Source organism: Variovorax sp. WDL1 (genome assembly GCF_001541225.1).
In the GTDB taxonomy this organism is placed as follows: Bacteria; Pseudomonadota; Gammaproteobacteria; order Burkholderiales; family Burkholderiaceae_C; genus Variovorax.
The window spans coordinates 1-20,913 of record NZ_LMTS01000046.1 but is presented as its reverse complement, the minus strand read 5'-3'; the positions used below and the strand labels follow the sequence as shown (position 1 = coordinate 20,913).

Below are 20,913 nucleotides of genomic sequence, written 5' to 3'. Positions count from 1 at the left end.
GCGTACCGTCACTTATTGCACTGAAAACGAGGAGACCCCGTCAAGTGGACGAACAGGCAGCGGGCCTCGGCCCGCTGCCTGTTCAAGCTTCAAACTGGGGAAAATTCAACCGGCCAATACGGGGAGTATTCATCCGGCGGTGACACCCACTTCTGGTTTGGTCCACTGGCCTCGAAGTCGCGTTGCAAGTGATTGGGCGCGATGTGGTTCTCAAGCCTGCTGCCCGTATCGCCAGGTAGCCTGCGTCGCTTGTGGCGGGCTTGCAGCTTGGCCAGGTGCATCAGCCGGATGACCCGGTTCATCCAGCAACTCTCGCCCAGCGCTCAAAGGTCGTGCCAGACGCGTGGACTGCCGTAGGTTCGGTCGCTAAGCTCGAAGCACTCCCGGATGAGGCGGGTGAGCCTGGCGTCGTCCTGACTGCGCTGGCTCGGCGCTCTGTCCATCCATTCGTAGAAGCCGCTGTGGGAGACCGCCAGAACCCGGCACATGGTGCGGGTGGGCCAGACACTACGATGCCGCGCGATGAAGCCGTACTTCACTGCGGGTCCTTGGCAAAGTAGCCGAGCGCTTTTTTTAGGATGTCGCGCTCCGTGGTCACGCGGCGCAGTTCGCGTTGCAACCGCTCCACCTCAGTGGCGGCCTCACTGCGCAACGGCCGATTCGGCCTGAGGTCCAACACCCCGCCACGCTCCTGGGTGACCCAACGTCTGAGCACGCTGGTCTGAATACCCAGGTCCCGTGCAATGTGCGTCACGGTGGCGCCTGGCTGCTTGCACAGCTTCACTGCTTCACGTTTGAACTCGTCCGTGAAGCTCCTTCGGGTTCTTGTCATGCCTATCTCCTGAACACATCATGTCATTGGATGTGTCCGGGAAACTGGGGGAAGCCCACATGGGCGAACTGGGAACATTCTCCGGTGTGGACACGAACGAACATGCACAGGTGCTTCGTTCAGATGGCGAACCTATCCCCGGCCTTTACGCGGTGGGCAATGACATGTCCCATGTGATGGGCGGGAATTACGTGGGCGGAGGGGCCGCGATCGGACCTTGTATGACCTTTGGCTACATCGCGGCGCAGCACCTCAAGCAGCAGTGAAGACCGTGGCACATGTGGCATGGAGGTCAGCCGCGCAGTTGAGGAAACAGCCGCAGCGGACTGGGCCGCTCGATCATCTGTAATTGCGACGCGGTAAATACCCCTGAACTCCGCACGCCCTGGAGGTGGTCAAAGCTGGTTCGGTAGGGGTGGTCCGTTCCGAACACGATCTGTTCCAGGGGAACCACTTGGGTCAGCTCGGACATCGCGGCAGCGTTCGCCGTCTGGGCCGTGTCGTACCAGAAGCGCTGCAGTTCGGGGAGCACGCCATTGGGGAAGTTGGGCGCCACGTTGCGCGCCAGCAGGGGATGCCGCACGAAGCGCTCGATCAGGAACGCCATCGTGCCGCCGGCATGCGAAAAAATCCATCGGATGCAGCGGAACCGCTGCGCATTCCCGTCGAAAAGAACGGACGCAATGGTGCGCGTGGTATTGGTGCCTAACTCCACCATGACGCCCTGCACATTCTTCTGCAGAATGCCGCAGCAGTTGGCCGCCGTCGGGTGTGTATAGACCACCACTGGCGACCTGCCGGTTCTGGCCTGTGCGAGAGAAATACGCCACGAGCCGGCGGCGCGGCGCTTGTTCAACGCGGGCCCTCTGCGCCCATGATGATCTGGGCGGCGTCAACGCAGAAGCGCTTGCAGCTGCGATCAGGCTTGCCCATTGGCGCAGGTGAACGGGGCGGGTCTGTTCGGTCATCGCGGTACTTCTTTCAGTCGACGGTCTTCGCGACGCGGAAACCAATGCTGATGCCTCGGTAGTTCGGCGCGTACGGCTTGCGCACGGCCGAACGCCAGCTGTCGGCCGTTTGGTGCCAGCTGCCGCCGCGCACGACGCGATTCGATCCACTCGCCGGGCCCTGTGGATCCACCACGGCGGCCGCGCCAGGGTAACGGTCACCGTACCAGTCCTGCACCCACTCCCACACGTTGCCATGTACGTCGTGCAGGCCCCAGGGGGTTGGGCAGCTTCTGACCCACCGGGTGGGTCGAGCCTGCTGTGAAGCCTTCACCGAACCAGGCATGAAGTGGAAGTTGCCGTGCGTCGTCGCCGAACGAATACGCAGTGGTCGTGCCAGCGCGCGCGGCGTACTCCCATTCGGCCTCGGTGGGAAGTCGGTAGTGTGTGCGACTTTCCTTTTGATTGAGCCGCTGGATGAACGCCTGCGCCTCTTCCCACGACACGGTGGCCGGGTGGCTCGGCTGGTTGATGTGGGCGGCCATGCCCGGCAGATCCCGGCACGGCGGCATCGCCCGCAAGGTAGTTAAGACGGTTGGCGCGGTAGTGGTTGATGTACTCCAGTACATAGAAGCCCGGCGGTGGTGCTGCGCCGGTCAAGAAGTTTTCAGCACCGAGACTCGCGGTCGATCCTCCGCCCTCCGTGGCCAGCGCAGAGGTCATCGACAAGGTCAACAGGATACCAAGGGCGTATGCAAGGATCGCGTTGCTGAGTCGGATGGTCATGGTGAATTGCAATCAAAAGAGAAAAGGGGCTCGTCACTTCCGGCGTCGGCTTGCGGTACCGCTGCGACGTCAAGGGGACTTAATCGCCGCCAGCACCTGTGCGGGCAACATGGGAAGGCGGGTGAGATGGGTGCCCGTGAGATGCGCCACGGCGTTGTTGATGGCAGGGGCGATCTGTAGCAAGCCGAGCTCGGCAACACCGGTCATGGGGTGTTCGGTAGCGAGAATCGTCACCGCAATATCCGGCATTTGACTCATACGCAGGATGGGGTAGTTGTGGAAATTCGTCTGTTGAACGACGCCACGTTCCACCGTGACCCGCTCCATCAACGCAACGCTGAGCCCTTGGACGATGCCGCCCTCCATCTGCGATTTCACGATGTCCGGCTGAGCGACCAATCCAATGTCGAGGGCGCACCACACCCGCAGCACCCGAATTTCACCGGTCTGGCTGTTCAGCGAAACCTCGCTGACGAGTGCCACGTGCGCATTGGAGTACGGCGTGTAAGCAACGCCGAGCGCGGTGGACCGATCCGACAGCGTCTGACGGCGTCGGCGCCAGTTGGACATCCGCGCAACTTCATTCAAAACCGCCACGGCACGCGGCTCTTTTTTCAGATGTCGCACGCGGAATTCGATGGGGTCGACCTTGCGCTGGTTCGCCAGCCGGTCCATCAGCGATTCCTGCGCGAACTTGACCTGTGCAACGCCTATTCCGCGCATGTAGCAGACGTCGACGCTGCGGCGGGGAGTGACCGCGTCGATGACCTGCAATGGGATGTCGTAGGCGACCCTCCCTCCGATCCAGTTGCCGGGATCGGTCTGCTGATACGCGCCAAAGTACTGGGGGAACAAGCGCGCGAGCCACGAGTCTGCAACGACCGTATGACGCATGGCCGAGATCTGCCCACTCTTCTCGTCCACCGCCGCTTCGATGCGGCAGGCCAGAGCCTGCCGAAACGGGTTCCGTTTGATATCGTCCTCGCGGGTCCACAGGACCTTGACGGTTTTCCCCACGGCCCGAACGATGTGCGCTGCGTCCACCATGGCGCCAGGCTCCAGGCGGCGTCCGAATCCTCCTCCCACATAAGGCAGGTGCATCTTCAGTTGATCCGGGGGAATGCCCAGAATGCTGGCGGCAAAACCCTGCTCTACCGTCGGCCACTGCGTACCCACCCACGCCTCGGCCGATTTGCCGTCGGCGGAAGGACGGATGGTCGCGTTCTGCGGCTCGATCGGGCTCTGGTACACAAGGTCCGAGGTCATCTCGAATCGCTCGACGCTCGAACGAGCGCCAGCGGCCAATGCGCTTTCGGTCGCCGATGCATCGCCTTGTGACCAGGCGCGAACGGCAGTCCCTTTGGTCTCTCGTGCCAGCTCGCTGAATTCTTGTAGAACAGCGTCGCTGCCATAGCCCTGTTTTTCAGGGAGCGGCGCCCACTGGACTTGGAGCTTTCTCCGCGCGATTCGAACGGCGATCAGGTTGTCGCCAACGACCGCCACGCCATAGGGAAGTCGAAGCACGCGGACGATGCCGGGCACCTGGAGGGCCTGGGCTTCATCCACCTCCTCCGGCGCCATCCCGAAGACGGGGCCGGTTTCCACCATGGCGTGGAGCATGCCGGGGAGTTGAACGTCCATCCCGTACGACGCCTTGCCCGTGGTCTTGTCGGGGATGTCGGGGCGGGGCGTGTCCACGCCGATCAATTGGTACTGATACTTCCGCTTGAGCCGTATCGAATCCTTCCGCTTAGGGTCCGGCGCCACGATGGACAGGGGTGCCTCACCGAAGTAGTCATCGGCTGGCTGCGGGGCTTCACCCGGTGCGAAGAAATGAGGCAGCGAAGCGGGCATTTGGATCGACCCGACGAGTTCGCCATACGTGATGCGTCGACCCGACTTCGCGTGCAGCACAACGCTCTTGCGCGAACTCAACTCGGCAAACGGAACCCTCCATTTCCCGGCGGCGGTGTGGAGCAAGATGTACCGAGCCTGAGCACCGGCCACGCGAAGCACATCGAAGTAGCCGTTCGTGGTGCGGGAAGCGGCGGTGATCTGCGTGTTCCATGCCAGCGGGTTGCCATACAACTTGTCGTTCGCGGACGCCTGCAAAACCCGCACGGCACCCCAATCGGCGTCCATCTCTTCGGCCACGAAACGCGGCAGAGCGGTGTGAGCGCCCTGTCCGAGTTCCACGGCGGGGCAGACGATTTCGATCACACCATCTTCGTGGATGTTGACCCAGATGTTGGGGCTGATCTTTCCAGTCGTTGCTGCATCCTGCGTGGCAGCGGCCACGGCGGTACGCGCAGCGCCTGTCAGCGCGAACGCGACACTGCAGCTCACGGTGCTGGATCGTATGAGGAACTGCCGGCGTGACAGCGGCGTGCTCTCGATGGAAGGTGCAATGTCCATGCTCATGCTTTCAGCTCCGACGCACGGCGAATCGCACGCTTGATGCGTTGGTAGGTGCCGCAGCGGCAGAGGTTGCCATCCATCGCCTCGACGATCTGCGCGTCGCTCGGCTTGGGTGTGCGCTTCAACAGCGCAGCGGCCTGCATGATCTGGCCGGATTGGCAGTAGCCACACTGCGGCACCTGTTCTGCGACCCACGCACGTTGCAACGGGTGTTGGTGTTGGGCATCCAGTCCTTCAATGGTGGTGACGGACTGATCTGCAGCCGCGCTGATGGGCGTGATGCACGAGCGAATGGCTTTCCCGTTGAGATGCACCGTGCATGCGCCGCACTGTCCGAGCCCACAACCAAACTTGGTCCCCGGCAGTTTGAAATTCTCTCGAATCACCCAGAGGAGTGGTGCATCGTCGGGCACGCCTTCAATATCGACGGGCTTGCCGTTCAGGGTGAGTCTTGTCATGTCGTGGGTTCCTATTGGACGTCGCAGTTGTTTGCTGATGCCGCAGGATAGGAGGCCACATGCGCGCGGTCTTGCCGTTGCGTGCACAAACAATTTCGAACCCGTGCAATGCAGACGGTCTCGCGCAGCGCACATGCTGTCGCTGAGATGCGACGGGAACGGGGTTACGCGGACTCGGCCGGTAGATGTCGATCGATGTCTGTCTTGAAATGCCGCAGCAACGACTCGACTGGTGCGACCGGCATGCGAATCAAACCGCAGATGCCGTGGGCGGCATTGGCCTGGATGATCAAGGGGATTTGCCCCAACAACTTGGCGCTTCCCTTGCCCGCTTCCACCTGGCGAACGATGGCCGCGAGCATCCGGGTCTGCATGCGACATTGCGGGCACTGCCCACACGATGATTTTTCGAAGAAGTCTGTGCGGCTGCGTGTGACAGAGACCATGTCATCGTCCTCGGAGAATCCGCTGATCGCGGCGCAACCAAGGGACGAACCGGCCCGCATGAGAGAAGGTGCTTCGAACAGCACATCGAACTGTTCGCGGTGTAGAAATCCGGAGGCAGGCCCCCCGGGCTGCACCGCCCGGATGGTGCGCCCCGAACGCAGTCCGCCCCCATGCACTTGCAACAGCGCATGGATGTCGATACCCAGCGGGACGAGGCGCACCCCGCTATGAACGAATTCATCTCCGAAGGTGCACAGCGTCACCCCCTTTCGCGCGATTCCCAACTGCCGGTATGCCTGTGCGCCATGCAATATCAGGTACGGCAGGTGGGCCACAGTCTCGACGTTGTGCACGAGCGTGGGCTTGTCGTCGTGACCCCGTTCGATCGGAAAAGGCGGTCGGCGAACCGGCATCGCCGGGCGACCCGACAAGGACTGCAGAAGAGCCGTTTCTTCGCCCGCCACATACTCGTCCGGAACAGTGACGATGCGAACGACGGGCAACGGGTGCATTTCCCGCGTGATGTGGTTCAAGGCACTGGTGACGGCGTCTTGGGCGGCGGTGCCTCGCGCATTGATGGCCACCCAGACATGCGTGGCACCCAGCAGGTGCGCCAGGCAAAGCGCGCCATCCAAAACGGTGTCGGCGTGATGGGTCAACAACCAGTCGTCTTTGGCCGACCCTGGCTCATGTTCGCCACCATTGATCACAAGGTGCTTGGTGGGCTCCGCCTGTTCCCTGAACAGCTGCATCTTGCGTGCGCTGGAAAAATTGGCGCCCCCTTTGCCACAGAGGCCTGCCGCCTGAACCTCGTCCAGGAAGACCTCTGCGGCCATGGTCTGCGCATGCGCATAGGCGGGAAAAAAAAGGTGTTTTTGGGTTGTATCGTGAAGCGATGCAGCTGCCAGAACACGGCGGTCGAATAGGTTGATCATTGTCTGGATGGAGAGTTACATCGACAGACCCACACCGGAGCAGGTGGTGCGTGTTACGCACGAAGTGGGTCACCCAGCGACTCTGCCCACTTTACGTGGAAGTACCCCACGGGCTTGGCCCATGCGTGCACTTTGATTTGTCGTTGGAGGAAGTGGCGTCTATAGGCTGGTGCTCGACCGGCACTCCGCTGACGCGCTGGAGGTCGTGTTACCGGAAGGTCGATCAGTTCGGGCCGCTGCTGTCTGCGCGTACATTGCGCAGCAAGTCGCTCGGGGTGTAGCCGTACTTCTTGCGAAAGGCGTGTGTGAACTTCGGATGGTCGTTGAACCCGCAGTCATAAGCGACGGTGGCGATGTAACCCGGCTTGGTCGCGCGCCTGAGCGACTCGTGTGCAAGCTGGAGGCGCAATTCGCGAATCCATTGAGACACGGGAGTTCCGGTTTCTCGAAACAGCGAGTGAAGATAGCGCAAGGAAATGCGGCAGGCCTTCGAAATCTGGGTCGGCGTCAGATTCGGGTCGGAGAGATGCTGCTGCACATAAGCCTCGATGCGCGCCAGGTGCGCATCCCGAATACTTGACTGCTGAGACTGCAACGCGTCCGGGTGTTGCTGAAGCGTCAAGGCAAGCAGTTCGACCAGATGGGCATCCATCAAGGCGCGCAAATGCGGGTTCGCGTTTTGCTCGACCTGGCGAGCTACCAGTTTGAGATAGTCGTTGAAGACCTGGCCTATGCCCGAGTTGACGTCATATTGCCGGGCGGAGAAACGACGGGGGTCGCCCACATGCGCTCGCAAAGTGGAGGCGGGCAACTTCCACACCAGCATTTCACTACCGTCTCCGTAACCAAACTCGTAGGGCTCTTCGCTCATTTCGAGAACGAATTGCCCCGGGCCGCACCGTGTGGTGCGTCCGAACTGCGTAAATTCCACAGTCCCTTGAACAGGCAATGTGAGAAGGACTTGCCGGTCTTCCAGGTCGCAATGTTCCTTCAAGCGCCGGCTGCTTAGCGCACCCGAGGTCAATCTTGAAAGGGAGCCGTTCGACAGATCGCTCTGAACCAGTTCGCCACGAAACGTGTGCGGGCTTGGGAGTGTGATCTGCAAGTTGAAGAGGGCTTCGGAAATGGCATGGCGCCAATAGCTCCCGCCCAGGGAGGGTTGCACGCTGTCGGTTGAAAATCGCTTATTCATGATCGCAGTACCGAAATAGAACGATTTACCAATGGCCCTCCGGGCCGGAAGGGACCCTCAGGATAGCAACAGCGCCTCCGTCGCGGGCATCAGAGCCGCATACTTCTGGTTCATGTCAAACAGACTTGCATTGTGAGCGTCGATCGATCGATCGCCAACACATTCGGGGACGACGATGGGGCGATACCCCCATGACATGGCATCCACCACACTGGCGCGAACGCATCCGCTGGTTGTGGCGCCCGCCACCAGGAGGGATCGCACGCCACGCTGGGCCAACCACGGCGCCAGCGAGGTACCAAAGAACGCGGAAGGCACTGTCTTGCGCACCACCAGTTCACCCGGCTCGGGGGTCAGTGCGCTCACGATCTGGCTCTCCCGACACGATTCGTTCAACTTCAAGACGCCCGGGACCTTCATCGCAAAGACATTGGCGTCGGCTGCAGCGTCGTCAAAGACGATACGCGTGTGGACGATGGGCCATTTTTTCTGGCGAGCTCGAGCAAGCAAGGTTTTGGTCCCGTCGATCGCCTGGGCAATGTTGCCACCGCCGAACTGGGCTGGATCCGCAAAGGCGTTCACAAAGTCGACGATCAGCAACCCGAACGGCGCCGCCGGCTGGAGTGCCGTGCCGAAGCCTTGCTTTGAATAGATGTCGCCGTCGGGCATCACGTCCCTGCCTCAAGCACTTTCCCGTCACGAACCACCACCTCGCCGTCGATTGCCACGGTGCAATTGCGTAACGGAATATCCAGGTGACAGGGTGTGGTACGGGTGCCCCCTGCTTCGCTGTTTGGACCGAGGGAAAACAGGAAGTTTCCTTCGTAGGCGCGCGCATCCATACCAATGGTTTGTTCGCGGTCGTACAGCGACAGGGTGGACCAGTGACACCGCGGCTGGAGGCCCCATCCCACGTGTGACATGGCAAATGCCTCTGGGTCGTTGAATCCGTTCATGAACTCGAGCAGCATCTCGGCATCGACGCCTCCTTCGATCTGCCTGACGTAGCCGTCCTGCACGTGCATGACGACGCGGTCTGTCATATACGTCTTCTGTGGCAAGAGGATGTCCCCCTTGTCCAGCACCAAGGTGCCCGAGCTGCGCCCCTCGTTGGCAAAGGTGAAGACAAACCCACTGGGCCAGTTGTCCCAGCGCCCGGGCTCGTCCACGAAGCCGTACTCGCTGAACGTCGGGTACTCACCGAGTTCAAATGTGGCGCTCGTTCCCGCCTTGGAAGTGACATGCATCGTTTTCGCACGGCGCAGCCGATCGGTGGCGGCCAGAACCCTCTGGCGGTCGTGCAGCGTGGGGATGGTTCTGACCAGAATCTCCGGAGGCTCCATGGCCAGGAGAATTTTGGTTCCCGATTGCAACACCTGGAGTTGCTCGGGCGAGAACAGCAGCCCCATCAGATCCAGAACCAGGTCGCTCGCCATGAGGGCGGCGATGGCGGGGGGATTTCCGCTCAGTGGCGTTTCCCCGAGGTATCCGAACGGGTCTCGGCTAAGCGACTTCTCTGCGTTGATGGGCGGCAGCTCGATGTGTGTGACGGTCGCGCCCGCCTCCTGCACAGCCAGTGACGCCGTGCGCAAGGTCTGTGGATGGGTGTGCCCGCCACTCAGAATCGTTACGGATTGTCCGGTTTGCAGTTGACTCAGATGGAGGACTGCTTTCCATGCTTGCAGCATCTGGAAATCGCTCACGGCCATAGGGTGCCTTTCGAATGTGTGGAGAGAAAGGGATCGAGTGCGGCATGAAACGCCGAGACGTTGTCCCAAGGAATCATGTGCCCCGCATCGGGAATCCGAACGTGTTGCACACATTCACTCGAATCGTGAATGCGTTCGACGTCCTCTGCTGAAACGACGCCGCCGTGTTCGGCGGTCATCAAAAGTGTGGGTGCCCTCAAGTGAGGGACGTCCTGGAGAATGCACTCGGCATGGAAGGCGTCGTGTGCCGCAGTCACCGCGCGTGGATCACAGGTATGAAGCCACTCCGCGCGAAGCGCACGATGTTCGTGCGACCACGTCGGCAGCGCCCCGCGCAAATCTTCAGCGCTACAGCCGCGCTGCGCCCACGCAATCGCCTCCAGATAGGAGGAGAGTTCATAGGGATACTTCGGGCGTCCCGGGCCACTCATGGGTGGATCGATAAGCACCAGGCCAGGAGGCATCGCAGTGCCTTTCGCCAGCATTCTTGCAATGACGCGCGCACCCATGGAGTGACCCATCAGGATCGACGTCTGCAACGAGCGCACACGGAGAAATTCGTTGAGATCATCTGCAAGGGTGTCGATGGAGTAGTCGAGGCCCGTTCCCGAAGACGAAAGACCACGCCCCCGGAAATCGAGGACATACGTGTCGTACCGCCGACCGAGTCTCTCGGCAACAAAGCCCCATGTCACGGCAGGGCTGGTGATGCCAGGCATAACCACCAACGTGGGTGCCTCCTCGGTCTTTGGGGAGTAGCGGAGAAAGTGCTGTCGAATGCCATTCGCCTGGACTTGCGCACCGCCCACGAAACTTGACACGTTCGACACGTTCGGAGTCAAGCGTCCTCCGATGGGCACAAGAGGCCTGCATCCATGATGCCGAAGATCAACGCCTCCAGTTGGGGGTCGTTTTTCTGCTGCAGATGCTGTGGTGGGTTCGCACCTGAAACCACGTCGCGAACCACTGACACATCTTCTGGACTCACCGCGGTGAGCCAGCAACGGCGGTTGGGAATAACCACATTCGGTCCACTGTTGCACGCAGAGAAGCACATGTAGGTATGGATCCGAATGGCCGGCGATTCAGACGAATGGAACTCATCGCGGAGCGCCTCGATGACGCGATCCGCACCTCGATTCTTGCAATCAATGTTGTTGCAGACGTAGATCTCGCAGATCTCGGCTTGTGACATGTTCTGGAATCTTCTTCGGAGCAAGCGACCAGGAGCACCCGCAGGTGCTCCTGGTCGCATTACATGATGTTGGGCGTATCGGACTTCATGTCGAGCGCAGGCGCGTAGTCTGCGAGCTGGCGCGAAAGGGTCGCGGTGTCGCTGTAGAACATGCAGGTCTTGATCTGGTCGTTCTGAATGTCGACGAACATGCCCTCGAACACGTCGCAACGCTTTCCCGTAATGTCTCGGCCCATCCAGAGGCCCTTTCCGTTGCCGGTCGTGCGCAGTGCAGAAAACGCCTTATGTCCTTCGGAGATCATTCCCGTGACTTCAAAGTGGATGTCTGGAATGGCGGCAAATATCATCGAAAACAACTTCAACACATCGGCTTTGCTGCCGAGAGGAATGGGCGAGGCGACATCGATCATCGTGCTGTCGTCAGACAGGTAAGTGGCCATGGTGGCGAGATCGTGTGCGTTGTGCGCCTTGACAAAGGCGCGGACAACTTCGGTGGGGGTCATAAGGTCTCCAAGTGACGGTGGTTGAAAAAAGGCGAGAAGAGTGGTCAATGGGTGGCTTGCGCCTTACGGAGTCACCGGCTGCAATCGGATCTTTGGCTTGGCCTGCCAGTCCGCTGAGTCGTGCTCGGGCTGCCAGACATCCCACGCCATGCCGTCTGGCACGGTATGGCTCTTGTGCAGCTCGATGGACAGCGATGCGTCGGCAAAGGCCAACATCAGGGTGTAGAGGTTGTTCGTTTCTTCCGCGATGCCTTTGCCACCTTTGGCAGACGTGTCCGCCTGACGGAAATGTTCAATGACTTCCTCGATGCGCGAGAGGACTGCGCCGTAGAACGTCCGAATGTCCTCCAGCGTTGACTTTTCGCGCCTCTCAAGGCGAAGGGCTTCGGTGGCCAATGCCCAGGGTAGAAACTGTTCCAGCTCGCTGAACTGGGACGGCAGATGTTGGACGGTTTGCATATCGGTGTAGCCCCTTTCGGAGGTCATCAGAAGTTGACGTAGTCGTTGAGGGTCTTGTCGGCATGCCGGATGAGCACTTCCTGATCCTGCAGATACATGCGTCGGAACACACCAGAATCGATGGAGCGTTGTGCACCGATGGTGGTGTTGCCGTCTTCACGCCACAGATCTCGCAAGCTGTACTTCATGTATTCGCTGGTCCACTTCGACACCAGATCGTCGGCCTGCACCGGTGGCCCGAAGTAGCGCGCATTCCAGCTCGAGGTGTTGTGCGCCTTTCCCGGCATCATCTTGTGGACGATGTAGGCACTCTGGCCGAGAAAGACCACGTGCATGTTCGGGAAGATGTACAGGTAGTCGAAAAACCAGTTTTCGCTGCGCGTGGGGTTCACGCCCTTGGCCCATTTGTCCACCGGCACATTGGCTGCCGTGTTCGTGGCGATGGTCTGGCCCAGGCGGCTCGCCAGCGACGTCACAGGCGCGACCTTGGACAGATCTGCACTGATGCGCGCGCGGTTGCCGAAGAAGCTTCCGGAACTGTGTCTTCCCAATAGCTTGAAATCCCAGGCATGGCGCGACGGATCGTCCCCGCTTTCCATGAACCCCGGCGCCGACCGCTTGTGCAGATACTTGAGGTGGTATCCATCGAGCTGAGAATCTCTGAGCACCGGCCAGCTGCATTCCAGATCGGCGCGGTAGGACAGCTGAACGGTGGTCTGTTCGAACGGATAGGCGTCGTAAAGACCCAGCAGCTCTTCGCCCAAGTACTCCCGCAGGCTCTCCGCAGGCTTCGGATCGAGGTTGACGAAGATGAAGCCCTTCCACACATCAACGGCGACAGGAATCAGATCTGCCTCGATCGTCTCTGGATGGAAGAACATGTCCTGTTCGGTCTTCAGTATGTTCTTGCCATCCAGGCTGTACGACCAGCCGTGGTAGATGCAAGTGAAGCGACCGCGCACATTGCCGTAGTTCTGGAAAACCAATTGGGTGCCGCGGTGCAGGCAGACGTTGTGAAACCCCCGAACCACCCCATCCAGGGCACGCGTGATGACGATCGAATTGCTGGTGATGTCAATGTTCTCGACGAAGTAGTCGCCCGCATTGGGAATTTCGTCGACGCGCTTACCCGTGGAAATCCACGTCTGCTTGAACACCTTGTCTCGCATCTTCTGGAAGTATTCCGGCGATCGATAGGGTTCGATGGACACCGGACCAGTCCCCAACTCAGGATGATCGAGTGTCCACCTGGCGTTCTTCAAGTCACTAAGTTTCATGGGGCGAGTCCTTGGAATGGGCGGAAGTAGAACGATCAACTGTAGGTTTGACACCGTTTTCGTTCTTGCCGTTTCGTGCAGTTGCGCTTGTCTTCGCGTGCAGTCCAACGCGGTCGCGATGCAAGGGTTTTCCCGCATTTTTTCTTTTTTCCTTGGGGAGTGGCCGCCATGCGCCGACGACCCCCAACGGAGGTTGATCACCTCTTGATCGACCTTCCGCGTGAGATGAATCGCAGGCGTCGCGTTCGTTCACCGCGCTGTCACAAAACCCGTGAGCCGTCTGAGCACTCACTTGTCATTCTTGTCGCCTCGGCCATATACTTAGATATCTAAACATACTTCCGATGTTGCTCGACCGCCATCGTGCAGCTCAACGTACAGAGGTCCCATTCATGATCACACCCGAAGAAAACGACCTGCTATGCCGCGTTGTCGGCAACGCTCCCATGGGCCAGCTCATGCGGCGCCACTGGACGCCGGTGTGCCTGATCGAAGAAGTCGCCGAGCCCGATGGCACGCCGGTGAAAGCGCGCGTGTTGGGCGAAGACCTGGTGGTGTTCCGCGATACCGATGGCAACGTGGGCGTGCTCGACGAAAAGTGCCCGCACCGCCGGGTGTCGTTGGTCTACGGGCGCAACGAAGAAGGCGGTCTGCGTTGCCTGTACCACGGCTGGAAGATGGACGTGGCCGGCACCGTGCTGGAGATGGTGTCGGAGCCCGCTGCCAGCGGCTTTGCCGAGAAGGTGAAACACAAGGCCTATCCCGTCAAGGAATGGGGCGGCATGGTGTGGGCGTGGTTCGGTTCGGCGGACGCGGTACCGGCTTTCGTGCCGCCGCCCTGGGCGCCCACCGCCGACACGCGCGTGTCCATTGCCAAGGTGGTGCTGCCTTGCAACTGGGCGCAGATTCTTGAAGGCGCGATCGACTCCGCGCACAGCTCCAGCCTGCATTCGTCCGACATGGTTCCCGCACGCGTGGGCGGCGCAGAGGCCACCGACAAGACCTGGCTGCGGCCGTCGACCGACAAGGCGCCGCGCATGCAGGTGCAGCGCGGCGCCTACGGCTTTCGTTATGCCGCCATTCGCCGCCCGATCCAAAACGCGGCCACGCACGAGTACGTGCGCTCCACGGTGTTCTCCGCGCCCATCACGGTGCTGATTCCACCGAACAATCTCTACAACGTGGCCAACGTGAATGTGCCGATGGACGACACCACCACCGCCTTCTACTTCCTGGCGTGGGGCCACCCGGCGAGCACACCCGAGACCGAAACCTGGCGCAAGTTTCTGCGGCAAACGGTGGGTGTGGACCTCGACGCCTACTACCGCCCCTTGCGCACCGAAGAGAACCGTTTCTGGCAAGACCGCGAGGCCATGAAGGCCGGCAACTTCACCGGCATCACCGGCTTTCCCAACCAGGACGTGGCGATGTGGCTCACCATGGGGCCGATCGCCGACCGCACCCACGATCGACTGGGCGCGAGCGACATGGCAGTGGTGGAGTTTCGCAAGCAGATGCTGGAGGCCGTGCGCGCGTTCCAGCACGGCGGCCCCGCCATCGGCGCGGGCGACAACGCCATTCCGCCCTCGGTCTGCTCGTTCCAGGCGGTGATCCCCAAAACCACCGACTGGCGCGAGCACGAAACCACCTATGTGTGGGGCCCCGATGAGAACCGCCCCGAGCTCGAACCTTCCTATTCCGTCAAGGCCTGAGAGAACCCATGTCCAAACTGCAACTCTCCATCGCCATGGGCGACTACGACCGCACACGCGCCCTGCTGGACGGGCGCGTGCAGATCGATGGTGTCGACCCGGTCTACATGAACCTGTACCCCGAGGAGATGTTTTTCCGCGCCATGCGCAGCCAGGAATTCGACATCTCCGAGCTCTCGTTCTCCAGCTACGCGGTGAAGACCGCCAAAGGCGACTGCCCTTACGTCGCGGTGCCGGTGTTCCTCTCGCGCGCGTTCCGCCACACCTCGATCTATGTGCGCAAAGACCGCATCCACAAGCCCGAAGACTTGAAGGGCAAACGCATCGGTCTGCCCGAATACCAGCTGAGCGCGAATGTGTGGGCGCGCGCGCTGCTGCAGGACGACTACGGCGTAGCGCCCGAAGATGTGACCTGGGTGCGCGGCGGCATCGAGACGCCGGGTCGGCCCGAGAAGATCGCGTTGAACCTGCCCGCAGGCGTGAAGCTGGAGAGCGCGCCCGATGGCGTGACGATCTCCGAGCTGCTGGACCGCGGCGACATCGACGGTTTCATGGCGCCACGCCCGCCCAGCGCGCAGGCCATGGCGAACCCGAATGTGGGCTGGCTGTTCGACGACCCGACCTCGGTCGCGAAAGACTATTTCCGCCGCACCGGCATCTTCCCGATCATGCACGTGGTGGGTGTGCGCAAGACCCTGGCCGAGCAGCACCCGTGGTTGCCGGGCGCGGTGTTCAAGGCGTTCTCGCAGGCCAAGGTCGCCGCGCTCGACGCACTGTCCGACACCTCGGCCACCAAGGTCACCTTGCCCTTTGTCGAAGAGCAGCTCAAGGCCGCGCGCGAGACCATGGGCGAGGACTACTGGTCTTACGGTGTCGAGCGCAACCGCGCCACCATCGACACCTTCCTGCGCCACCACAATGCCCAGGGTTTGTCCAGCCGTGCGCTGTCGACCGACGGGATCTTCCATCCCGCCACGTACGAGAGCTACGCTATTTGACGGCGGGCTCCTGCGCGCTCGGACTGGATTCTTCGTCGGCCAGGTTCTGAATGATCTGCAACAGGCTTTTGCGCACGATGGCCACCGAGCGGTCCGGGATGCCGCGCACGCTGACGCGGTTGACGTCTTCGGCCAAAGGCACAAGCACCTTTTCGAGCGCGCGCCCCTCTTCGGAGAGGAACACGTGCACGTTCTTGCGGTTGCCTTCGAGCTGGCGCCGTTCGATCAGCCCCATGCCCTCCATCGCCCGCACGGCACTGAAGGTGGTGGGCTCCATCACGCCGGCGAGATCGCTCAGTTCGCGCTGCGTCAAGCCGTCCTGAATCCAGAGAATCCGCAGAAAGGTCCAATGGCCGAAGGAGACGCCGTGCGCGTTCAGGCGCACCTGCAACGCCCGCATCTGCGCGCGTGCCACGTCGCGCACCAGGTGCGCCAGGCGGTCTTGCGGAACGGCTTCGCGCCAATGGCGCAACAGATGCTGGGTGGGGTGGGCGTCACGCATCGGGTTCTGGAGGTGGGCGGTAAGCGACTTGAAGAGTGGGCATGATATCCACCGCCCGCCGGCCCGACTCGAGAATGGCCAGGCAGACCTCGAGTGTGGCCCTGGACCAGGCCCCGCCATGCAGCGGCTGGGCACCTTCGCGCGCCACGCGCCACAGCTCGTCGATCACCTCGGCACGCGGCACTTGCGGAATATCGGCGGCGACGAAGCGCCGCCCCTGGGCGTCGACCACCGCCACCCCATGCGGCGTCAGGCGCAGATCGCCCCGCTCGCAGCTCACGATCACCGGCCCGAAATGTTGCGCGGCATCCGGCACGCGCGGCGGCGGGGGCACGAAGAGGCTGCCGCCGAAGTTGCGCTCGGCCTTCAACGCGGCTTCCTGTGCTTCGTCGATCACCGAGGCCAAACGCGCGCGCGTCTGGTGGTGCGCATCGGGGTCTTTCGGCAAGCCCATCTCGCCGATGCCGTCCATGAGCGCATCGGTGTCGTACAAGCCGTAGCCGTTGTAGGTGACGCTGGCGAAAGCGCCATTCGCAAAGTTGAGCAGCGCGCTGAACGCGCCCTCGGTGGGCCGGGACGCGTCCCATGCGCCCGTGCTCGCCCGCACTTGCGTGGTGAGCCCGCCGGCAAGCAGCCGCACGATGTCGATCTGGTGTGCCGCCTGGCTGAACACCACCCCGCCACCGCGGGCGGTGTCCAGCTCCTCCGGGCGGCGAGGCCGGTAGAGAAAGTCGGTGTACTGCATGGCATGCACCAGGCGCACGTCGCCGAAGGCACCCGAGTCGATCAGGCGCCGCGCGAGCAACACCGGGGCGTTGAAGCTGTGGCTGTGGCCTACGATCAAGGGCACGTTCGCGCTGTCGCACGCGGCCATCATCTGCGTGCAATCGTCGAGTGCGATCGCCATGGGTTTTTCCACCAGCACACCTTTGCCGTGCCGCGCCGCCAAGGCCACGTGTTCCGCGTGCATCTGGTGCGGTGTGGCGATGTAGATCCACTCCACCAACGGGTCCGCGCACAAGGCCTCGGGCGAGCCGCGCGCGATGCCGCCGAAGGTTTGCTCGAACTGCGCGCAGGCACTTGCACGCGGGTCGAAAGCGGCCACGAGTTGCACGCGCCTGTCGTTCAGAAAGGTCGGCAACATCAGCGTGAAGGCACGGCCCAGGCCGAGCACCCCGAGTCGGATAGGAGCCTCGCTCACAGGTCGAGCACCAGACAGGGCGACTTCGCGCGCGACACGCACACCATGATGTGGTCGCCCTTCTCTTCGTCGAGCAGCACCAGGTCGCGGTGGTCGGCCTCGCCGCCGAGCAAACGCGTCTTGCACGAACCGCAGGTGCCGCTTTCGCAGGAGCTCGGCACGTGCACACCTTCGGCCCGCAGCGTGTCAAGGATGGACTTGCCCACCGGCACCACGAAGGACCGACCGTCTTTCTCGAGCTGCACCGAGAAGGCCTGATCGTCCGCGTGCGGTTTGGTGTCGCCACCAAAGCTCTCGAAGTGCACGCTGCTGCTCGGCCAGTGGCCGGTCATGTCGCGCACCGCATCCATGAGCGCTTTCGGTCCGCAGCAGTACACATGGCGCCCGGCGGCGGCGCCGGGTTTTTCCAGCACCGGCCACAGATCGAATCCATTCGACGGGTCGCCCTGGTCGTGGTGCACGACCACACTGGACGCGAAATCGCTGTCGTGGATGTCTTGCAGAAACGCCGTGCCCTCCGCGTCGCGCGTCAGGTAATAGAGCTTGAACGGTCGATCGCCTTCGGACGACAGCTGGCGCGCCATCGCCATCATCGGCGTGATGCCGATGCCGCCGGCGATCAACGCGAAGCTGCGCGCTTTCGCATCGAGTTCGAACAGGTTCTCGGGCAGGCCTACGTCGACGGTTTGCCCCGCCTGCACACCATCCACCAGGCTCATCGACCCACCGCGGCCGTCGTGCTCCCGTTTGACCGCGATGACGTAGCGGTGCCGTTCGTCCGGGTGGTTGCTCAGCGAGTACTGGCGCGTCACGCCCAACGGCGTCTGGATGCGGATGTGCGCGCCCGCCGTGAAGGGTGGCAGTTCACCGCCGTCGGGCGCCGTCAGCTCGAAGCGTTGTATGCCGCGCGCAGCGGGCTCGGCACGCGCCACGGCGAGCTTCATGAAGGTGGGATCGGGGGCCATGCGTTGTCCTTGGAGGTGGTCGGCGGGTGAAGGGTTTTCAACGTTGACAAGGCGTATGCAGTTTGCAAGAATGAATTATCTTAGCCATCTAAGTAAATTTCAAGAGCGGACCTCAAATGAGCACCGCCCACCGATTCGTGATGTGTCTGCCGGCGTCATGAATCCTGCTCACGACCGGCGTGGACCCGAACCCCACAACACTGGAGACACACATGAACCGCAGAATCCTCGCCACCGCCGCACTGGCTTTGTGCTTCGCGCCCGCCGCGTCATGGGCCCAGCAGGCCTACCCGTCCAAGCCCGTGAAGTTCATCGTGCCGTATGCAGCGGGCGGTCTTCCGGACACGGTGGCCCGCGTGGTGGCGAAGCACCTGGGGGAGCGCATGGGGCAGTCGGTGGTGGTGGACAACCGGCCGGGCGGCAACGGTGTGGTGGCGTACCAGACCTTGCTGCAAAGCACGCCCGGCGACGGGCATGCCTTCATCGTGTCGGACGGCTCCATGCTCTCCATCACCCCCCTGATGAACAAATCGGCCACCTACCAGACGGGCAAGGACATCCTGCCGGTGTCGCTGATCGCGCGCTCGCCGCTGTTCGTGGTGGCGCACCCGAAAACCGGTGTGCACACGTTTGCCGAATTCGTGAGCCTGGTCAAAAGCAAGCCGGATGAATTCACCTATGCGTCGTCCGGCATCGGTAGCACGCACCACCTGACGATGGAAGCGCTGAAGGTCGCGTTGAACCTGAACCTGCGCCACGTGCCCTACCGGGGATCGGGCCAGTCCACGCCAGCGCTGGTGGGTGGGCAGGTGGACTTTTCTGTGGCGGCGCTGCCCTCGGTCATGGGCTTCATCAAGAGCAACCAGGTGCGGCTGTTGGCCAGCAACGAGCCCACGGGTTCGCCGCAAGCGCCGGACATTCCCGCCATCGCGGAAACGGTGCCGGGGTTCGACTTCTCGGTGGTCGTGGGCGTGCTCGCCACCGCCGGAACGCCGCAAGCCGCGATCGACCGCATCAGCAAAGACATTGCCGAGGTCGTCAAGATGCCGGAGGTGGTGAAGACCTTCGAGGGCTCGGGGATCGAGCCGGTGGGCTCGACCCCCGAAGCGTACGGCCGCGTGATCATCCGGGAGAACGAGTTGATGGCGAAAGCCGGCAAGGCCGCCAGCCTGAAGTCGGACTAAAGCCCAGCGGAAGCCCGGGAGGGTGTATCTTCTACCGCCATGAACACCCGACTTTCACAGGGCCACGAAGCCGCTGAAAACCCGCTGATCTGGAGCGACGCATTCCTCTTGGGCTACGGCCCCATGGACGACACCCACCGCGAATTCGTCGCGGTGGTCTCTGCCTTGATCGGGTCCGATGACACCCGAATCGCTGCCTGCTTCGCCGAGGTGGAAAAGCACCTGCGCGATCACTTCAGCACCGAAGACCGCTGGATGGTGGAAACCGACTTCCCGCCGCGCGACTGCCACATCGACGAGCATGCGGCTGTGCTGAAATCGCTGGAGGAAGTGAAGGAGCGCCTGGTGCAGGGCGACTTCTTCACGGTGCGCGATTTCGCGCGGGAGCTGGCCAAGTGGTTCCCCGGTCACGCCGACTACCTGGACTCGGCGTTGTCGCACTGGATGAGCAAATTGCGCACGGGCGGCAAGCCGATCGTGCTGCGGCGCAAGCTGTCGTTCGACGGGTCGGTGATTCCTGAGACGAAGTGAGCTGAGGTCCCGAGCCTAAGGCGCGTGTGTGCTTGCGCTCAGAGGCTGAGAAGCTTTCGCTTCCAGGCTGATGTCGAATGAACGGGCATGGTCGGTGGCGCGGTTGTCGTCGGCGCAACGACCGGTTTGTGGTTGGAGACGCGTGCGATGAGTTCCAAATCGACCTCGTAGGCCTTTGCAGGCCGCATTTCGCTCATTGCATACTCCTCACGCGGTGCTTGCGCTCGTTTCGGACGCACCTGTGCCCCAGCCGATCAATTGCGGTGCCAGTGCCGCCAGGCGCATCAGGTTGTGGGCCAGAGCGCAGAGCTTGGTCACATCGAGCACCTTGGCCAGTCCGCATACCGGCAAGCGCTGCAGGCCCCGGTTGCGCGCCTGTGCGTTCACGCATTCGGCCGTGGCCGCGCGCTCCTTGTAGATCTGCCGTGCAGCGTCTGTGTTCATTCGCTGGCGCCAGTGCGCCACGGCCTCGCTGTAGCCCGCCTTGGGCTCGAACTCGCTGCCTGGCGCGGGTGGGTCCCCGCCGTCTTTATCCTTGCCCTTGGGCGCCTTTACCCGAGGCACCGGCGCATAGACCTCGGTCTTGCCGGCCACCGCATCGATTTGCGCGTGGGGGGGAAGCCGGGGTCTCCTCGTTTTCAGTGCAATAAGTGACGGTACGC

24 protein-coding genes and 1 pseudogene are annotated in these 20,913 nt (G+C 62.1%); 5 read left to right on the top strand and 20 right to left on the bottom strand.

Annotated features, from left to right (window positions below):
* Positions 1 to 104: 104 nt before the first annotated feature.
* Positions 105 to 832: pseudogene (locus tag APY03_RS45595) on the bottom strand (IS3 family transposase); the annotation flags it as partial.
* 20 nt (positions 833 to 852) lie between these two features.
* Between APY03_RS45595 and APY03_RS07805 the strand changes: the two are divergent.
* The gene (locus APY03_RS07805; protein ID WP_068675552.1) at positions 853 to 1,098 is read left to right on the top strand and encodes an FAD-binding protein; all 246 of its coding nucleotides are present in this window, start codon (positions 853 to 855) and stop codon (positions 1,096 to 1,098) included.
* A gap of 26 nt (positions 1,099 to 1,124) precedes the next feature.
* Here APY03_RS07805 and APY03_RS07800 read toward each other — a convergent pair whose 3' ends face one another.
* The 14 genes from APY03_RS07800 to APY03_RS07745 all read right to left on the bottom strand — a co-directional run bounded on the left by APY03_RS07800 (position 1,125) and on the right by APY03_RS07745 (position 13,158).
* On the bottom strand, positions 1,125 to 1,688 hold the full coding sequence (locus tag APY03_RS07800; RefSeq protein WP_146039575.1) for an amidohydrolase family protein: 564 nt from the start codon (positions 1,686 to 1,688) through the stop codon (positions 1,125 to 1,127).
* A gap of 125 nt (positions 1,689 to 1,813) precedes the next feature.
* The gene (locus APY03_RS45310; protein ID WP_269475657.1) at positions 1,814 to 2,113 is read right to left on the bottom strand and encodes a formylglycine-generating enzyme family protein; all 300 of its coding nucleotides are present in this window, start codon (positions 2,111 to 2,113) and stop codon (positions 1,814 to 1,816) included.
* On the bottom strand, positions 1,998 to 2,324 hold the full coding sequence (locus tag APY03_RS45305; protein ID WP_269475656.1) for a formylglycine-generating enzyme family protein: 327 nt from the start codon (positions 2,322 to 2,324) through the stop codon (positions 1,998 to 2,000). The genes APY03_RS45310 and APY03_RS45305 overlap by 116 nt, the downstream gene beginning before the upstream one ends.
* A 310-nt stretch (positions 2,325 to 2,634) precedes the next feature.
* A complete protein-coding gene (locus APY03_RS07795) occupies positions 2,635 to 4,986 on the bottom strand; it encodes a xanthine dehydrogenase family protein molybdopterin-binding subunit (RefSeq protein ID WP_083944220.1) in 2,352 nt (783 codons plus the stop codon).
* Positions 4,983 to 5,441, bottom strand: coding sequence for a (2Fe-2S)-binding protein (locus tag APY03_RS07790; RefSeq protein ID WP_068675546.1), 459 nt, complete (start codon positions 5,439 to 5,441; stop codon positions 4,983 to 4,985). The genes APY03_RS07795 and APY03_RS07790 overlap by 4 nt, the downstream gene beginning before the upstream one ends.
* 164 nt (positions 5,442 to 5,605) lie before the next feature.
* Positions 5,606 to 6,823 carry an NADH-ubiquinone oxidoreductase-F iron-sulfur binding region domain-containing protein gene (locus tag APY03_RS07785; RefSeq protein WP_083944219.1) on the bottom strand — a complete coding sequence of 406 codons (1,218 nt, stop codon included), beginning with the start codon at positions 6,821 to 6,823 and terminating at the stop codon, positions 5,606 to 5,608.
* A gap of 223 nt (positions 6,824 to 7,046) precedes the next feature.
* On the bottom strand, positions 7,047 to 8,015 hold the full coding sequence (locus tag APY03_RS07780) for a helix-turn-helix domain-containing protein (RefSeq protein WP_068675543.1): 969 nt from the start codon (positions 8,013 to 8,015) through the stop codon (positions 7,047 to 7,049).
* 57 nt (positions 8,016 to 8,072) lie between these two features.
* On the bottom strand, positions 8,073 to 8,684 hold the full coding sequence (locus APY03_RS07775) for an isochorismatase family protein (protein ID WP_068675541.1): 612 nt from the start codon (positions 8,682 to 8,684) through the stop codon (positions 8,073 to 8,075).
* Entirely contained in the window at positions 8,684 to 9,724 is a 1,041-nt protein-coding gene (locus APY03_RS07770; RefSeq protein WP_068675539.1) for a 2,5-dihydroxypyridine 5,6-dioxygenase, read from the bottom strand. The genes APY03_RS07775 and APY03_RS07770 overlap by 1 nt, the downstream gene beginning before the upstream one ends.
* A complete protein-coding gene (locus APY03_RS07765) occupies positions 9,715 to 10,566 on the bottom strand; it encodes an alpha/beta fold hydrolase (RefSeq protein ID WP_269475655.1) in 852 nt (283 codons plus the stop codon). The genes APY03_RS07770 and APY03_RS07765 overlap by 10 nt, the downstream gene beginning before the upstream one ends.
* Positions 10,563 to 10,919: a (2Fe-2S) ferredoxin domain-containing protein gene (locus tag APY03_RS07760; protein WP_068675537.1), complete on the bottom strand. Its 357-nt coding sequence runs from the start codon at positions 10,917 to 10,919 to the stop codon at positions 10,563 to 10,565. The genes APY03_RS07765 and APY03_RS07760 overlap by 4 nt, the downstream gene beginning before the upstream one ends.
* Positions 10,920 to 10,978: 59 nt before the next feature.
* Entirely contained in the window at positions 10,979 to 11,422 is a 444-nt protein-coding gene (locus APY03_RS07755) for an ester cyclase (RefSeq protein ID WP_068675535.1), read from the bottom strand.
* A 63-nt stretch (positions 11,423 to 11,485) separates the two neighbouring features.
* Positions 11,486 to 11,881: a hypothetical protein gene (locus APY03_RS07750; RefSeq protein WP_146039573.1), complete on the bottom strand. Its 396-nt coding sequence runs from the start codon at positions 11,879 to 11,881 to the stop codon at positions 11,486 to 11,488.
* Positions 11,882 to 11,907: 26 nt separating this feature from the next.
* Complete coding sequence (locus APY03_RS07745; protein ID WP_162487222.1) at positions 11,908 to 13,158, bottom strand: SRPBCC family protein; 1,251 nt, start codon at positions 13,156 to 13,158, stop codon at positions 11,908 to 11,910.
* A gap of 392 nt (positions 13,159 to 13,550) precedes the next feature.
* Here APY03_RS07745 and APY03_RS07740 point away from each other — a divergent pair, with 392 nt between their 5' ends.
* Positions 13,551 to 14,870, top strand: coding sequence for a Rieske 2Fe-2S domain-containing protein (locus APY03_RS07740; protein ID WP_068675529.1), 1,320 nt, complete (start codon positions 13,551 to 13,553; stop codon positions 14,868 to 14,870).
* Between the two features lie 8 nt (positions 14,871 to 14,878).
* Positions 14,879 to 15,868 carry a PhnD/SsuA/transferrin family substrate-binding protein gene (locus APY03_RS07735; protein ID WP_068675527.1) on the top strand — a complete coding sequence of 330 codons (990 nt, stop codon included), beginning with the start codon at positions 14,879 to 14,881 and terminating at the stop codon, positions 15,866 to 15,868.
* Here the strand turns inward: APY03_RS07735 and APY03_RS07730 are convergent.
* From APY03_RS07730 to APY03_RS07720, 3 genes are all read right to left on the bottom strand, one after another.
* A complete protein-coding gene (locus APY03_RS07730) occupies positions 15,861 to 16,283 on the bottom strand; it encodes a MarR family winged helix-turn-helix transcriptional regulator (protein ID WP_332112728.1) in 423 nt (140 codons plus the stop codon). The two genes, APY03_RS07735 and APY03_RS07730, sit on opposite strands and share 8 nt — an antisense overlap.
* Before the next feature lie 79 nt (positions 16,284 to 16,362).
* Positions 16,363 to 17,571, bottom strand: coding sequence for a Gfo/Idh/MocA family oxidoreductase (locus APY03_RS07725; RefSeq protein ID WP_068675523.1), 1,209 nt, complete (start codon positions 17,569 to 17,571; stop codon positions 16,363 to 16,365).
* The gene (locus tag APY03_RS07720; RefSeq protein WP_068675521.1) at positions 17,568 to 18,536 is read right to left on the bottom strand and encodes a PDR/VanB family oxidoreductase; all 969 of its coding nucleotides are present in this window, start codon (positions 18,534 to 18,536) and stop codon (positions 17,568 to 17,570) included. Before APY03_RS07720 ends, APY03_RS07725 begins: the two co-directional genes overlap by 4 nt.
* 212 nt (positions 18,537 to 18,748) lie before the next feature.
* Here APY03_RS07720 and APY03_RS07715 point away from each other — a divergent pair, with 212 nt between their 5' ends.
* Together APY03_RS07715 and APY03_RS07710 are read left to right on the top strand one after the other, a co-directional pair.
* On the top strand, positions 18,749 to 19,720 hold the full coding sequence (locus APY03_RS07715; protein ID WP_068675519.1) for a Bug family tripartite tricarboxylate transporter substrate binding protein: 972 nt from the start codon (positions 18,749 to 18,751) through the stop codon (positions 19,718 to 19,720).
* 39 nt (positions 19,721 to 19,759) lie between these two features.
* A complete protein-coding gene (locus tag APY03_RS07710; RefSeq protein ID WP_068675517.1) occupies positions 19,760 to 20,251 on the top strand; it encodes a bacteriohemerythrin in 492 nt (163 codons plus the stop codon).
* Between the two features lie 38 nt (positions 20,252 to 20,289).
* On the opposite strand, the gene APY03_RS41290 is transcribed toward APY03_RS07710, so the two are convergent.
* Complete coding sequence (locus APY03_RS41290; RefSeq protein WP_157103389.1) at positions 20,290 to 20,448, bottom strand: hypothetical protein; 159 nt, start codon at positions 20,446 to 20,448, stop codon at positions 20,290 to 20,292.
* 10 nt (positions 20,449 to 20,458) lie between these two features.
* Positions 20,459 to 20,913: transposase (locus APY03_RS07705; RefSeq protein ID WP_198161222.1), on the bottom strand; the 455-nt coding region annotated here is incomplete at its 5' end.